The 14554-nt window shown below is 64.2% G+C and carries 17 protein-coding genes; 8 read left to right on the top strand and 9 right to left on the bottom strand.

Annotated elements, in window-relative coordinates:
* Positions 1-42 precede the first annotated feature (42 nt).
* Positions 43-444, bottom strand: coding sequence for an SPW repeat protein (locus B2W55_RS24565; protein ID WP_024578297.1), 402 nt, complete (start codon positions 442-444; stop codon positions 43-45).
* 246 nt (positions 445-690) lie between these two features.
* Between B2W55_RS24565 and B2W55_RS24560 the strand changes: the two genes are divergently transcribed.
* Positions 691-963, top strand: coding sequence for a GNAT family N-acetyltransferase (locus B2W55_RS24560; protein WP_024578298.1), 273 nt, complete (start codon positions 691-693; stop codon positions 961-963).
* An 11-nt stretch (positions 964-974) separates the two neighbouring features.
* On the opposite strand, the gene B2W55_RS24555 is transcribed toward B2W55_RS24560, so the two are convergent.
* Both B2W55_RS24555 and B2W55_RS24550 read right to left on the bottom strand, forming a co-directional pair.
* Positions 975-1766, bottom strand: coding sequence for a fumarylacetoacetate hydrolase family protein (locus tag B2W55_RS24555; protein WP_024578299.1), 792 nt, complete (start codon positions 1764-1766; stop codon positions 975-977).
* 104 nt (positions 1767-1870) lie between these two features.
* Complete coding sequence (locus tag B2W55_RS24550) at positions 1871-2290, bottom strand: DUF3597 domain-containing protein (protein ID WP_024578300.1); 420 nt, start codon at positions 2288-2290, stop codon at positions 1871-1873.
* Positions 2291-2575: 285 nt separating this feature from the next.
* Here B2W55_RS24550 and B2W55_RS24545 point away from each other — a divergent pair, with 285 nt between their 5' ends.
* Positions 2576-3487: a DUF2189 domain-containing protein gene (locus tag B2W55_RS24545; protein WP_024578301.1), complete on the top strand. Its 912-nt coding sequence runs from the start codon at positions 2576-2578 to the stop codon at positions 3485-3487.
* A 240-nt stretch (positions 3488-3727) separates the two neighbouring features.
* Positions 3728-4543, top strand: coding sequence for a lytic murein transglycosylase (locus tag B2W55_RS24540; RefSeq protein ID WP_024578302.1), 816 nt, complete (start codon positions 3728-3730; stop codon positions 4541-4543).
* 87 nt (positions 4544-4630) lie between these two features.
* Here the strand turns inward: B2W55_RS24540 and B2W55_RS24535 are convergent, their stop codons facing one another.
* Entirely contained in the window at positions 4631-4918 is a 288-nt protein-coding gene (locus B2W55_RS24535) for a hypothetical protein (RefSeq protein ID WP_029878670.1), read from the bottom strand.
* A gap of 738 nt (positions 4919-5656) precedes the next feature.
* On the opposite strand from B2W55_RS24535, the gene B2W55_RS24530 reads away from it, so the two are divergent.
* From B2W55_RS24530 to B2W55_RS24515, 4 genes are all read left to right on the top strand, one after another.
* A complete protein-coding gene (locus B2W55_RS24530; RefSeq protein ID WP_016846063.1) occupies positions 5657-5809 on the top strand; it encodes a DUF1127 domain-containing protein in 153 nt (50 codons plus the stop codon).
* A 184-nt stretch (positions 5810-5993) separates the two neighbouring features.
* Complete coding sequence (trmFO, locus tag B2W55_RS24525; RefSeq protein WP_024578304.1) at positions 5994-7427, top strand: methylenetetrahydrofolate--tRNA-(uracil(54)-C(5))-methyltransferase (FADH(2)-oxidizing) TrmFO; 1434 nt, start codon at positions 5994-5996, stop codon at positions 7425-7427.
* A gap of 5 nt (positions 7428-7432) precedes the next feature.
* Positions 7433-8536 (top strand): serine/threonine protein kinase, encoded by a 1104-nt coding sequence (locus tag B2W55_RS24520; protein ID WP_024578305.1) that lies wholly within the window; start codon positions 7433-7435, stop codon positions 8534-8536.
* Between the two features lie 180 nt (positions 8537-8716).
* Complete coding sequence (locus B2W55_RS24515) at positions 8717-8995, top strand: DUF1488 family protein (protein WP_024578306.1); 279 nt, start codon at positions 8717-8719, stop codon at positions 8993-8995.
* A gap of 52 nt (positions 8996-9047) precedes the next feature.
* On the opposite strand, the gene B2W55_RS24510 is transcribed toward B2W55_RS24515, so the two are convergent.
* From B2W55_RS24510 to yajC, 5 genes are read right to left on the bottom strand one after another with little or no spacing between them, the layout of a single operon-like run.
* Positions 9048-9911 carry a phytoene/squalene synthase family protein gene (locus B2W55_RS24510; RefSeq protein WP_024578307.1) on the bottom strand — a complete coding sequence of 288 codons (864 nt, stop codon included), beginning with the start codon at positions 9909-9911 and terminating at the stop codon, positions 9048-9050.
* The gene (locus B2W55_RS24505) at positions 9908-10291 is read right to left on the bottom strand and encodes an Mth938-like domain-containing protein (RefSeq protein ID WP_024578308.1); all 384 of its coding nucleotides are present in this window, start codon (positions 10289-10291) and stop codon (positions 9908-9910) included. Before B2W55_RS24505 ends, B2W55_RS24510 begins: the two co-directional genes overlap by 4 nt.
* 5 nt (positions 10292-10296) lie before the next feature.
* Positions 10297-11331 carry a protein translocase subunit SecF gene (gene secF / locus B2W55_RS24500; protein WP_024578309.1) on the bottom strand — a complete coding sequence of 345 codons (1035 nt, stop codon included), beginning with the start codon at positions 11329-11331 and terminating at the stop codon, positions 10297-10299.
* 10 nt (positions 11332-11341) lie between these two features.
* A complete protein-coding gene (gene secD, locus B2W55_RS24495; RefSeq protein WP_024578310.1) occupies positions 11342-12943 on the bottom strand; it encodes a protein translocase subunit SecD in 1602 nt (533 codons plus the stop codon).
* A 39-nt stretch (positions 12944-12982) separates the two neighbouring features.
* Complete coding sequence (yajC, locus tag B2W55_RS24490) at positions 12983-13339, bottom strand: preprotein translocase subunit YajC (protein WP_021081225.1); 357 nt, start codon at positions 13337-13339, stop codon at positions 12983-12985.
* A 191-nt stretch (positions 13340-13530) separates the two neighbouring features.
* Between yajC and B2W55_RS24485 the strand changes: the two genes are divergently transcribed.
* Entirely contained in the window at positions 13531-14517 is a 987-nt protein-coding gene (locus B2W55_RS24485) for an ATP-binding protein (protein ID WP_024578311.1), read from the top strand.
* Positions 14518-14554: the final 37 nt, after the last annotated feature.

Raw genomic sequence — 14554 nt, 5'->3', positions numbered from 1 at the left:
ACTGTGCATGGGGTTGTTTTCGATATTTTTGTCCAGCCGGCGCTATTGCGAGTGCTGCGCCAGTTCCTGCTCGCTCAGGTTCCAGTCCTGCCAGAGCTGCAACGCCCCGATACCGGCGACCATCGCCCCGAGCAGGATGTGCCAGAGCTGCAATCCCTGATCGGCCGCGTAGCCGAACAGGAAGGGCGATACGATCAGCCAGAGGCCGAGCACGATGCTCGCCACCTCCTGCCAGCGATGCAGCGCGACATATTCGAGCTGGGCCAGCCCCAGCACCAGCATGCCGACCACGAAGCTGTTGAGCACCAGGTGGCTGCGCTCGACGTCGACGGCGTCGCTGACCTGCATCGGAAACCAGGGCGAGACCATGATCAGCACGCCAAGCAGCATGCCGAGCCAGTCCTCCCAGGGGCGATGGGTACCAAAGATACGATTGTCCGACATGACCAACCTCCTTGCGACAAGGGGCATACGTCAGCGGCCGGTCCCATCGCTTCGGTAACGACCATCGGGCCGCATCAGGGGCGTATGTCTGGGATCAAGCCTAATCGAACTGCATCGGCTCGCAAGCCCGATCCATTTGTGTGCAATGCGGCAGGATCGGCACGCCGGGCAATGCGGCGGTCGCGGCTTTGCATCGACGGGTTCAAGCACCTAGATCAATGGGACAGGATCAACCGGGATTTTGCGATGGCTGCCGTCCGCGACAACAAGGCCCAACAGCGCTTCGAGCTCGAGACCGAAGGCGGCACAGCCTTTGCGAATTACCGGCGGACACCGTCTGCCGTCATCATCACCCACACCGAGACACCGCGCGCGCTGCGTGGCCGCGGTATCGCATCCGAGCTGGTGAAGGGAGCGCTGGAGCAGATCCGCGCCGACGGCCACAAGGTGATCGCCGGCTGCGGCTTCGTGGTGGACTATCTCGACAAGCACCCGGAATACGCCGACCTCGCCGGCTGACGCCCTGCCCGTCAGACGATCCTGATCGACATGTCGGGCAGGCCCTCGAGCTTGCACAGCAGCACGTCGCCCTTGACCACCGGCCCAACATTCTCCGGTGTGCCGGAATAGATGATGTCGCCGGCCTTCAGCTCGAACGCCTCGGAGAGCTTCGCGATCTGCTCGGCGACGCTCCAGATCATGTTCTTCAGATCCGAGCTCTGCCGCACCGTACCGTTGACCGCGAGCGAGATCGCGCCCTTGGTGAAATGACCGGTCTTGCTGGCCGGATGGATCGGCCCGAGCACCGCCGCATGGTCGAAGCTCTTGCCGATCTCCCACGGCTTCTTCTCCGCCGCCATGCCGTTCTGCAAATCGCGCCGCGTCATGTCGAGGCCGAGCGCGTAGCCGTAGACGTGATCGAGCGCCTTGTCGGCGGGAATGTTGGTGCCGCCGGACTTCAGCGCGGCGACCAGTTCGACCTCGTGGTGATAGTTCTTGGTCAGCGACGGATAGGGGTGATCGGCGACGGAGCCGATCGCGACGTTCTGGATCGCATCGGTCGGCTTCTGGAAGAAGAACGGCGGCTCGCGGGACGGATCGGAGCCGCGCTCGATCGCGTGCGCCGCGTAGTTGCGGCCGATGCAGTAGATGCGGCGGACCTGGAACACCTCGCTGGCGCCGACGATCGGGATCGTCACCGCCGGCACCGGAAACATCGCCCTCGGCGCGGTCTCGGCCCGGGCCGGGGCGGATTGCGCGGCGGCGCCGGCCAGCGCGAGCGCGCTGGTCGCAAGCATGGTCCGGCGATCGAGGTCAGTCATCGGCGTTCTCCCTTGTTGGTTGGCCGATCTATAGATGTTCGACGCCCCATAAAAAAGGGCCCGCGCCGGCGCGAGCCCTGGTCGTGTGCGGGATGGCGATCCCGTCAGTGCTTGATATCTGCCGGCAGCACGCCGCCATTGGCCGCGAGCTTGGTCATCACCTGCTTGTGCAGCCAGATGTTCATGCTGGCGGAATCGTTGGTGTCGCCGGTGTAGCCGAGCTCCTTGGCGAGTTCCTTGCGCGCCGACAGGCTGGAGTCGATGTCGAGCGCCTTCATCAGGTCGACGATCGAGGTCCGCCACTCCAGCTTCTCGCCCTTGGCGGCGACCGCCTTGTCGAGAATCGGGGCAACGTCAACGGACTGGGCGGGCGCCGCACCGGCGCCGGCGGGCACCGCGGCAGGAGACGACGATGCGCTGCCGGATCCACCGGCGGGAGCTGTGCTTGTGGCCGTTCCGCCGGCGGGCGCGGCGCTCGCGCTGCTGCCGAAAATCGCGCCCATGATCTTTCCGAAAATGCTCATCGTTCGCTCCCAAGACAGTTGAGATGTGAAGCCAGACGGCGCTGGGACGCCTGACCGAGGTCGCAGTTCAAGTCTATCGCCCCCTCCATAGCTTGCCAATGCGACATTCACTTAAGCGTGAGTGCTTTTGGCGCGGTTTGGGAGTACCCTCATCGCACAGTTCGCGACACGGCCAGTTCCCTGCTTTGTCTTCGCGTCTGGCTTGCTCGTGATCGCTTCGAGAGGCGGTACGTTTGTGCCCGCAAGCGGGCGCAGAATGCGACCGCCCAGAGGGAGACAACGACCATGGCCACGCCATACCAAGGCAATGTCACATCGATGACGCAGAGCGGACCAGGCACCGCATCTGCGCCCGTCATCCGCACCATCGGCCTGTCCGATCTGCACCAGGCGCTCCGGCTCGGCTGGGAAGACTTCAAGGCGGTGCCCAGTCACGCCATCATCCTGTGCCTGATCTATCCTGTGCTCGGCCTCGTGCTTGCGCGCACCGTGCACGGCTATTCGGTGCTGCCGCTGCTGTTTCCGCTGGCCGCGGGATTTGCCCTGCTCGGCCCGTTCGCCGCGATCGGTCTCTACGAGATGAGCCGGCGCCGCGAGGATGGCGGCGAAGCCTCGGCGTGGGACGCCCTTGAGGTCTTCCGCTCGCCGTCATTCGGCGCGATGCTTGGGGTTGGCACGCTGCTGTTCGCGCTGTTCGTGACCTGGATCGCCACCGCGCAGGCGATCTACACGGCGGTGTTCGGCTATGAGACCGCGGCCAACATTCCCGATTTTGCCGAGCGTGTACTGACCACCCCACAAGGCTGGTGGCTGATCGTGGTCGGCTGCGGCGTCGGCTTCCTGTTCGCGCTCGTGGCACTCTGCATCAGCGTGGTGGCCTTCCCGATGATGCTCGACCGCCAAGCCGGCGCCGGCGAAGCCATGGTGACCTCGATGCGCGCCGTCGCAAAGAACCCGGTGCCGATGGCAGCCTGGGGCCTGATCGTCGCGGTGCTGCTGGTGCTGGGCACCATCCCGTTCTTCCTCGGGCTCGCCGTCGTGATCCCGCTGCTCGGTCACGCCACCTGGCATCTCTATCGCGAGGTCATCGTCAAGGATCCCAATGCACGGCCGATCATCCCCGAGCCGCGCGAGCGCAAGCCGGCCGCCGACTTCCCTGCCAACCTCTTTCCGTGGCGGCGTAGCGATCGCGGATAGGCACTGGCTCGACCTGTAGACGTCCGGATCTGTAAACGTCATGGCAACCGCCGGCCGATATGATCGGTCGGCGGTTTGTCGTCTGTGCCTTCAAATGGATGTGAAGTTGGCGTGGCAACTGAAGCGCGGCCCGAGATCGACGGTTCGATCACGAGCCTTGTTTTGGCCGTGGTTGCCGCGAACATACCGCGGCCTTCCACGACCAATCGAAGACATCATAGACTTCGGAGTGAATTGCCTATGACCTCTCGCTTTCCTCTTCGCGCCCTCGCCATTGGGGCGTGGCTCGTGGCCTCGACCGCGTCGGCGCTCGCCGCCCAATGCGGCACAGGCACGTTCGAGTCCTGGCTCGACGATTTCAAGAAAGAGGCCGCGGCGAAAGGCATCTCGCAGAACGCGATCCAGGCCGGCCTGAACGGCGTCACCCAGGACAAGGCGATCCTGGCGCGCGACCATTCGCAGCAGGTGTTCAGCCAGACCTTCGAGCAGTTCTCCGGCCGCATGGTGCCGCCGCGCCTCAACCGCGGCTCCGACATGATGAAGCGCTACGGTTCGGTGCTGTCGCGGATCGAGGAGGCCTACGGCGTGCCCGGCGAAATCCTGGTCGCGATCTGGGGATTGGAGACCGATTTCGGCGTCAACACCGGCAAGTTTCCAACGCTGCGCTCGCTGGCGACGCTCGCCTACGATTGCCGCCGCTCCGACATGTTCAAGGCCGAGCTGATGGACGCGCTGCGCATCGTCGAGCGCGGCGATCTCGCGCCGCAGGAGATGCGCGGTGCCTGGGCCGGCGAGATCGGCCAGACCCAATTCATGCCGTCGTCCTACATCAAATTCGCAGTCGACTTCGACGGCAACGGCAAGCGCGACCTGCTCCACAACGTGCCCGACGTGCTGGCATCGACGGCGAACTTCCTGAAGAGCTACGGCTGGAAGCCTGGCAAGGGCTGGGAGCCCGGCAGCGAGAATTTTGCCGTCATCCAGCAATGGAACAAGAGCGAAGTGTACGCCAGGACGATCGGCTACTTCGCGACGCAACTCGCCAAAGCGCCGTAGCGCCTCAGCATTCACGCCGGCTTGCCGACTGAATCAAAAAGGGCCGATTGCCCCAGGCAATCGGCCCTTATCGTCATGATCAAAGGCCTACTTCGCCATGCTGGCTTCTGCAGCCCTGCTGAGGTGCGCGCCGCATGCGCCCCACTTGTTGTTCAGCATCGCGTCCTGAGCGAGGGACACTTCCTTCTCCGCCGCGAATTTGACCTCATTGTCGGCCATGGCTTCAACGGCCGCTTCGGTCTTGCCGAGATTGTCACCACTGCATCCGACGCCCATGTGATGATGACGGTGGGCCGCCTGCGCGGGAGCGACGGCGTAGACAACGGCAGCCATGCTGGCTGCGGCGATCAATGTCTTGATCATGGGATGTTCCATTTTCTGTTCTTGAGCAGAAACCAGCGTGATTGCGGAATCTGCGGAACGATTATTCGCTGTTCCCGGCAGCGTTCAGAATGAACTTCGCGCGATACAAATGTGATGAGCGCTGCGCGCGTATCGCGCATGCGTTGCATAGTGTTTTGATTACAAGTTGGTAAGGAAGCAGCGCCGCAATAGCTTTGTTCGGCGCATTCACTCAACCGACCCAAACTTCGGACAATCAGGAATTCGTACTTCGCCCGATGTTGACGGTCAGCAGTCCTCATCCCAAAACAGGACCAGATTACCCATAACGTCAATGCGACCTATTGACGCTATTCTGATTGAGCACTAACGCCCTCATATAGTGAATATTGAATCATAATTATGTCAGCTCCGGTGCATGCGAATCACGCATGGAACACATCGCCGTGACTCCCGCCGCGGGGAATATTGAACTTGATCAAGCGGTCTCAAATTACCACATAATCGCCAGAGCTGCATTTGTCACAATTCTATCAACCTACTGATCTCTAGGATATTTTAGCCGAACATACCGTTCGGACGGAACGTCTCTCTCTGGCGCTGCTCCCGATGCGCCAAACGGTTAATCGAAACTTACCGCTGTCATGCGTTTTGAGCTTAGCTGCATCGCAACATCGGAACTACCGCACTGCACTATATCATCTATATTCATTTCAACGATGAGGCCACTGAAAGGCTGAATCAGAATTGCTAGACTACTAGGAGACTACCATGTTGCTCTCGCTCATCCGCATGATCCAGGCTTTCCGGGATTATCAGCGCAATGTCAGCGAACTGTCCCAGCTCAGCGACCGCGAACTGGCCGATATCGGCCTCGATCGCTCGGACATCCCGCGCGTTGCCGCCGGCACCTATAACGGCTAACCAGCCGCAAGCCATCTGATGACGGATAACGCCCGCTTCCACAGCGGGCGTTGTCGTTTCCGGACCCTGTCGGTGGTCCCTTGGTTTGACGTGTTTTATTCACGCGAACCGGTATCCACTTCGCTTGAAGCGCACTGGCGTGGTTTCAGATGCATATGGGATCGAAACGCGCTAACGCTGCGCGATGACACCGCATCAATCCTCTTCCCAACCCGTGCACATCGTGGGCGCGGGGCTCGCCGGCTCGGAGGCCGCCTGGCAGGTCGCCAATTCGGGTATCCGCGCCGTGCTGCACGAAATGCGCCCGCGCCGGATGACCGAGGCACACCGCACCGAAGGCTGCGCCGAACTGGTCTGCTCGAACTCGTTCCGCTCCGACGACGCCGCCAACAATGCGGTCGGCCTGCTGCACGCCGAGATGCGGCGGCTCGGGTCCCTCATCATGCGCTCGGCCGATGCCAACCAGGTGCCCGCCGGCGGCGCGCTGGCAGTCGACCGCGACGGCTTTTCCGCCGCCGTCACCAAGGCGCTGCACGACCATCCGCTGATCGAGATCAGCCGCGAGGAGGTCGCAGGACTCCCGCCAGCCGACTGGAGCAACGTCATCGTCGCGACCGGTCCCCTCACCTCCGCGCCGCTCGCCGACGCGATCCGCCAGCTGACCGACGAGAACGCGCTGGCGTTCTTCGATGCGATCGCGCCGATCGTGCACAAGGACTCCATCGACATGTCGGTGGCGTGGTTTCAGTCGCGCTACGACAAGGTCGGCCCAGGCGGCACCGGAGCCGATTACATCAACTGCCCGATGACGAAGGAGCAATACGACACCTTCGTCGCGGCGCTGCTCGATGGCGAGAAGGTCGACTTCAAGGATTGGGAGACCAATACGCCCTATTTCGACGGCTGCCTGCCGGTCGAGGTGATGGCCGAGCGTGGCCATGAGACGCTACGGCACGGGCCGATGAAGCCGGTCGGGTTGACCAATCCGCACAATCCAACCGTGAAGCCGTACGCGATCGTCCAGTTGCGACAGGACAACAAGCTCGGCACGCTCTACAACATCGTCGGCTTCCAGACCAAGCTGAAGCACGGCGCGCAGCAGCGCGTATTCCGCACCATCCCGGGTCTCGAGAACGCCGAGTTCGCGCGGCTCGGCGGCCTGCACCGTAACACCTTCCTGAATTCGCCGAAGCTGCTCGATGCCCAGTTGCGCCTGCGCGCACAGCCGCGGCTGCGCTTCGCGGGCCAGATGACCGGCTGCGAGGGTTATGTCGAGTCGGCAAGCGTCGGGCTGATCGCGGGCCTCTGCGCCGCCGCCGACATGCGCGGTGCCGCGCTGACGCCGCCGCCCGCGACGACCGCGCTCGGCGCGCTGCTCGGCCATATTACCGGCGGTCACATCGAAACCATCGACGCCGGTTCGCGCTCGTTCCAGCCGATGAACATCAACTTTGGCCTGTTCCCGCCGCTGGCCAGCGCTCCGACCAAGAAGCCGGACGGCTCGCGGCTGCGTGGCAACGAGAAGACCGTCGCCAAGAAGCAGGCGATCAGCGCGCGGGCGCTCGCCGAGCTCGACGCCTGGATCGCAGAGCACCTGCGCGTTGCGGCAGCGGCCTGACAGTCATGAGCTTGCCGAAAGACGACGACGCCACTTTGTCGGCGCGATGGAATCAGGGCGTGCTGCTCAAGCGCGATGTGTTCTCGACCGTCGAGCGCGGCCGCTTCCGCACCGATGACGGCGAGGTCGACGGCGTGCTGCGCCGGCTCGATCAGGTGCCGTTCTGGTCGTTTGCCGTGGCCTTGCATCTGTTCTCGCGCGAACGCCGCGCGCTGACCCTGGCGCGCGACCTCGACATCGGGCCAAAGCTGTTGTGGGCCGGGAGGCGCGCGCTGGTGCGCGGCTTCATCGACGGCGCGGCGCTGCATCTGGCCAAGCCGCACGGCGACGTCGCCTATTTCCGCTCGGCCAAGGCCGCGTTGCGCAAGCTGCATCGCGCCGGCATCTGCCACAACGACCTCGCCAAGGAGCAGAACTGGCTGGTCGGCCGCGACGGTCGCGCCTACCTCACCGACTTCCAGCTCGCCGCCTGCTTCAAGACCCGCAGCCGGCTGTTCCGTATCGCTGCCTACGAGGATCTGCGCCATCTGTTGAAGCACAAGCGCAGTTATGCCCCAGAGGCGTTGACGCCGATGGAGCGGAAGGTGCTCGCGAAGAAATCCGCGGCCGCCAGCATCTGGCTGAAGACCGGCAAGAAGGTCTACCAGGCGATCACCCGCGGCATCTTCAATTTCACCGACCGCGAAGGCGGCGGCCGCCGACTGGTCAACGACGCCCCGGTTCTGGTCGATCTGATCCGGAAGAATCCTGAAGTGCGCGACACCGCGATCGTGGCCTTCGCCGACCGTCGCGTCGGCGTCGGACTTTACGCCTTTGTCGAGGCCGATCAATCGGCGCTGGAGAAGACGTTGCGCAGCGAGCTCGCCGCGGCCAAGGGCATCAAGCCGCCCGAACATATCCAGATCGTACACGCGCTGCCGCGCGACGCGGCCGGCAAGCCACGCACCGAAATCCTGCAACTCGTTGCCATGAACCAGATCGACCTGATCGAGCCGATGATGCGCAGTGACGCCGATCGCGAGTTCCTCAAGGACATCCTGGAGCAACGCAAGAACCTGCGCGATCGCTTCAACTTCGAAGTCGCCGAAATGGATCGGCCCGCACGCTAAAGCGCGACGAGACGAGGTCGACTCGTCATCTCGCTTTAGCCTCATGTTTGCGCATGATCTTTCAAAAAGCCGCTTCGCACGTTTCCGGATCATGCTTTAGCGCACGCACGGCGGCCCTCGACAAACGCGGCGCGAAGCCCCACTGTTTGCACGGGATATCGCGCTCAAGGGACAAGTTTGATGCCACTCACCCGTGGCCGCATCGGAGGCTATGATTCCGAACGATTGGCGTTCGGATTCACCATGATGGACGGTGACCAGGAAGTCGAATGCCAGATCAGCGACGCCGCAATGGACGAACTCGCCGGCACGCGTGGAACGGCGAGCCTGGCGCGGCAGGCGCAATTCATTGCGCTGCGCGACGCGGTCGAGCAGATCGCATCCGACGTCTACGACAGCGGCCGCACCGTCAAGGGCGCAACGATCCGGATCTTCACCAAGCACATCGCCAAGGAATAGCGCCACGCACGATCCGCGCACAAACGCTCTGCGTTTGTCGCGCGGGATCAGCCTAGCTGCCGAATTCCTCCGTGCGCGCCGCGCGCCACAACGTCCATAGCGTACGCAGGCGCGAGACCGGCCTTGGCAGGAACGGATCGTAGTCGACCCTCCTCGCCCGGTTGAGCTCCTGCCGCACGCAGGCCAGTGGCAGAAAGATGCGCCGCGCACCGGACGGGGCATCCGCGAGCAGGCCGAACGCGGTCTTGAGATGGCCCTGTGCCTCGTCCGCGAGCTGATCGATCGCGGCGCGGATGTTCGGCGTCGGCTTGCCGGCAAACACCTCCTCCTTGCTGCTGCCGTGCTGCTGGAGCAATGGTAACGGCAGAAACAGTTGCTGCCGTGCGGCGTCGTGGCCGAGCGTTGCAATGACCTGCGCCATGCCCTGGGCAAGGCCGGCATGACGGGCGAGATGATCGATTGCCTCGGATGGCCGCGCCACGATGCGCGTGGCCTGAGAGAACAAAGCCACCGTCGTGGCATCGAGATAGCCCTCGAGCGCGGCAAGCGACGGCATCGGGTCGTTGTAGAGGTCGAACTGGTGCTCCTCGACCAGGCGCGAGAATGGCGAGACCGGCAGGCGGTGATTGCGGATCGTCCACAGCAGCTCCGCCGCGACCGGGTTGCCCTCGACGCCGCCGTGCCCGGTGCCCGCCAGCATGTCGGTCCACCATTGCAACCGCATCTCGCCGGGCAACGGCTGGCTGACCTGCTCGTGCACCCGCGAGACCTCGATGTTGAAAGCATAGATCGCGAGCAGCGCCCGGCGTTCCGGCCCCGGCAGGAACAGGGTCGAGGCGTAGCGCACGAAATCATGGGTCCGCACCAGGTCGGCGCAGAACGCTGCACCGTCGCTTGGCGCCTCCGCCGCGCTCATGGCACCGCGATCAGCGCCGCCGCGACCCGGCGCCGTTCGCCCAGCATGATGTTGTAGGTGCGGATTGCAGGGCCGGTCTGCATCGGGTCGAGCACCACGCGGACCGCACGCAGCGCCTCGCGCAGGCCCTTTGGCGGCACCCAGACCTCGGTGCCGCTGCCGACGATCAGGGTGTCGATCGCATTGGCCGCCGCGAACACCTTTTGCAGCGAATATTCGTCGATCTCCTGCGGCCGGGTGACCGGCCAGGCCCAGATCGCGTCCGGCAGGCACAACAGCGAGCCGCGATGCGACATATCGGCGAACGCGAAGCCGCCCTTGCCGTAGGCCTCGATCGGCGCCGACCTCGGAAGATGGGGAGCGTCCGAGGGGTTGCTCATGCGGGCTACTTCTTGGCTGCCGCCGTGTCCGGCTTCTTGGCCGGTTCGTCCAGCGTCTCACCCCGCGTGGTGTGGACACCGAGGTAGATCAGGATCGGTGCGGCGATGAAGATCGAGGTGTAGGTGCCGACCAGCACGACGCCGAACATCATCACCGCGGTGAAGCTGTGGATCGCCTGGCCGCCGAACAGCAGCAGTGCGAGCAGCGCCAGCGTCACGGTGACGTGGGTGATGATCGAACGCGACAGCGTCGAGTTGATCGATTCGTTGAGCAGCTGTGGCATCGGCATCTTCTTGTAGCGCCGCAGCATCTCGCGGATGCGGTCGTAGATGACGACGGTGTCGTTGAGCGAATAGCCGAGAATCGTCAACAGCGCCGCGATACTGGTGAGGTCGAAGTCGACCTGGGTGACCGACATGAAGCCGATCGTGAGCACGATGTCGTGGACGTTGGCGATCATGGCGCCGAGCGCGAACTGCCACTCGAACCGGAACCAGAGGTAGATCAGGATGCCGATGATCGCGAGCATCAGGCCGAGCATGCCGTAGGCAAGCAGTTCGCCGGAGACGCGCGGCCCCACCACCTCGACGCGCCGGTAGTCCACGGCCTCGCCGAGCGCGCCGCGGATCTTGCCCACTGCGTCCTGCTGGGCCTTGTCGCCGCCCGGTTGTTCGGCGACGCGAATCTGCACGTCTGCCTCGCCCGAACCGCCGAGTTGCTGCAACTGCACCTCGCCGAGACCGAGGCCGTTCAGGGTCGTGCGCATCGCCGCGATGTCGGCGGTGCCGGACTTGGCCCGCACCTCCAGCAGCGTGCCGCCCTTGAAGTCGATGCCGAAGTTCAGGCCGTGGGTGAAGAACAGCGTGATGGCGAGGATCGAGAGCAGCGCCGAGATCGGGAAGCTGATGCGGCGAAAGCGCGTGAAGTCGAAATGCGTATCGTCGGGCACGATGCGCAGCGACGGCAGCAGGCCGAGCGCCGCGACCACGGTCAGCACGGCGATCAGGATGCCAAGGCCAATGAGAACGGTATGGGTCACGAGAGGCCTCTCAGATCGGCACGGTTTGCGGCCGCTTCCACCACACCCACCACGCGACGATCAGGCGCGTCATTGTGAAGGCGGTGAACACCGTGGTGATGATGCCGATGCCGAGCGTCACGGCAAAGCCGCGCACCGGCCCGGTGCCGATGTAGAACAGCACGGCAGCAGCGATGAAGGTGGTGATGTTGGAATCGAGGATGGTCGCCAGCGCCCGCTTGAAGCCGGCGTCGATCGCCGAGATCGCGTTGCGGCCGCCGCGCAGTTCCTCACGGATGCGCTCGTAGATCAGCACGTTGGAGTCGACCGCGATGCCGACCGTCAGCACGATGCCGGCGATGCCCGGCAAGGTCAGCGTGGCGTTGAGCAGCGACAGCAGACCGAAGATCATCGCGACGTTGATGGCCACGGCGATGTTGGCGAACACGCCGAACAGCCGGTAGGTGAGCAGCATGAACACGATGACCAGGATCGAGCCGACATAGGCCGCGAGCTCGCCCTTCTCGATCGAGTCCTGTCCGAGGCCCGGACCGACGGTTCGCTCCTCGATCACGGTCAACGGCGCCGGCAGCGCGCCGGCACGCATCAGGATCGCCAGATCATTGGCCGATTGCACGGTGAAGCTGCCGGAAATCTGGCCCTGTCCGCCGGTGATCGGCTCGCGGATCACGGGTGCCGAGATCACCTTGTTGTCGAGCACGATCGCAAACGGCTGACCGACATTCTCGGCAGTCGCCTGGGCGAATTTGCGCGCACCCGTGGTGTTGAACTTGAAGCTGACGATCGCCTCGCCGGTGCGCTGGTCGAAGCCGGGCTGGGCGTCCGAGAGCTCGCCTCCGGAGACCAGGACCTGCTTCTTGACGACGTACGGAATCGGTGGCGGCGATGCGCTCATCAGCAGTTCGGAGTCCGGCGGCAGCCGGCCCTGCTGCGCCTGATCGGGCGACACCGAGGTGTCGACCATGCGGAATTCCATCTTCGCAGTCTTGCCGAGCAGTTCTTTGAGGCGGGTCGGATCCTGCAGGCCCGGCACCTGCACCAGGATGCGGTCGGTGCCCTGGCGCTGGATCACCGGCTCGACCGTGCCGAGCTCGTTGACCCGCTTCTCGACGATCTGGATCGATTGCTCGATGGTCTGCCGGATGCGCTCGGTGATCGCTGCCGGCGGGATCGTCAGGCGGATCAGGCCGCTGCCGGCATCGGCAACCTCGAGGCTGCGCTGACCGCTGGAGCCGAGCAATCCGCCGAGCGGCTGCGACAGCTCGCGGAGCTTCGACAACGCCGGCGCCTGCTCGCCCTCCTTGGAGATGCGCACTTCCACCGCGTCGTTGCGAACGTTGAGGCCGGTGTAGCCGATCTTGGCTTCACGAAGCACCTTCCGGGCGTCGTCGCGGATTTGGTCGAGCTTCTCCTTCTTCACGTAGTTGGAGTCGACCTCGAGCAGCAGATACGAGCCGCCCTGCAAATCGAGGCCGAGCACGAGGCGTCGCTGCGCCCAGGCCGGCCAGGTCTTGACCTGCGCCTCGGGGAAGAAATTGGGCACGGCGCACAGGCAGACCACCAGCGCTGTCAGGATGATCCCCAGCGCTCGCCACCGCGTGAAATACAACATCGAGTTGACCTGTCAGATTCCAGAAAGTCGGCGCCGCGATCAGCTCGCGGACGCCTCGTCCTTGGCATCGCCCTTCGCCGGCTCACCCTTGGTCCGCACGCCCGAGATCATCTGCCGCATCTGGCGGACGCGGACACCGTCCGAGATCTCGAACTCGATCTGGTCGTCGTCGACCACCTTGGTCACCTTGCCGACGAGGCCGCCCGAGGTCACCACGGTGTCGCCGCGGCGGATGTTCTTCACGAGGTCTGCATGGTCCCGCACCTTCTTCTGCTGCGGGCGCAGAATCAGGAAGTACATGATCACGAAGATCAGCGCGAATGGCAGCAGCGACATCAACATGCTGTTGGTGTCACCACTCGCTCCGGCCTGAGCAAACGCAGGAGTAATCAGCATTCGGACGATCCTCGGATAAGACGGGAAAAGACCGGCAGCGCCCTCGACCTTCGGGGCGGTATGGCGGTCCGGACAAATTCGCGCGGACTATAGCGGCCGCGGTCCCAATTGCAACGTTAACGGGCCTTCATTTAGGGCGCTTGCGGGACCTGCGCCAGCCCGATATGGCTGCGCCGACAGGAACTGGACAAATGCCGAAAAAAGCCAAGAAATCCACCAGTAAAACAACCCGCAAAACACCCCCCAAAACCGCCGCCAGAGGCGCTGCAAACGCCGCGACAAAACGCCCGGAAATGGCGCTCGATGGCGCCACTGCCGAGCGGATCGCGAACGCCCTGGAGAGCATCGCAAGCCGCCTCGCGGCCGCCTCCCCGGCCGCCGCCGATCCAGCCGAGTCGCTCGGCGCCGCGGACGCCTTCGTCTGGCACCCGGACGGCCGCCTGGCCCCGGTGCCGCGCGTCAGCCGTGTCGAAATCGGCCTGCTCAAGGGCGTCGACCGGATGCGCGACATCCTGATGGAGAACACCGAGCGGTTCACCAACGGGCTGCCCGCCAACAATGCCCTGCTGTGGGGCGCCCGCGGCATGGGCAAGTCGTCGCTGGTGAAGGCGGCGCATGCCACCATCAATGCCGACCGCAAGCCGGCCGACCGGCTGAAGCTGATCGAGATCCACCGCGAGGACATCGAGAGCCTGCCCGGGCTCATGGAGCTTCTGCGCAGCTCGCCGTTCCGCTGCATCGTGTTCTGCGACGACCTCTCCTTCGACGGCAACGACGCCTCCTACAAATCGCTGAAGGCGGTGCTGGATGGCGGTATCGAAGGCCGTCCCGACAACGTCATCCTCTATGCGACCTCGAACCGCCGGCATCTCCTGGCGCGCGAGATGATCGAGAACGAACGCTCGACCGCGATCAATCCGGGCGAGGCAGTCGAGGAGAAAGTTTCGCTGTCGGATCGCTTCGGCCTCTGGCTCGGCTTCCACCGCTGCAGCCAGGACGAGTACCTCGCGATGGTCAAGGGCTATTGCGACCATTTCGGCATCAAGATCGCCGACGACGAACTCGAGCGCGAGGCGCTCGAATGGTCGACCACCCGCGGCTCGCGCTCCGGCCGCGTCGCCTGGCAATACACCCAGGAGCTGGCGGGCCGGCTCGGCGTGCGGCTGAGCGGGAAGTAATCGCCGTCGCAATCGTCAAAACAAAACGGGGGAAGCT

Source organism: Bradyrhizobium sp. UBA2491 (genome assembly GCF_002341725.1).
Classification (GTDB): domain Bacteria; phylum Pseudomonadota; class Alphaproteobacteria; order Rhizobiales; family Xanthobacteraceae; genus Bradyrhizobium.
The sequence above is the reverse complement of the archived record's forward strand: the minus strand, read 5'-3'. Positions and strand labels throughout refer to the sequence as shown.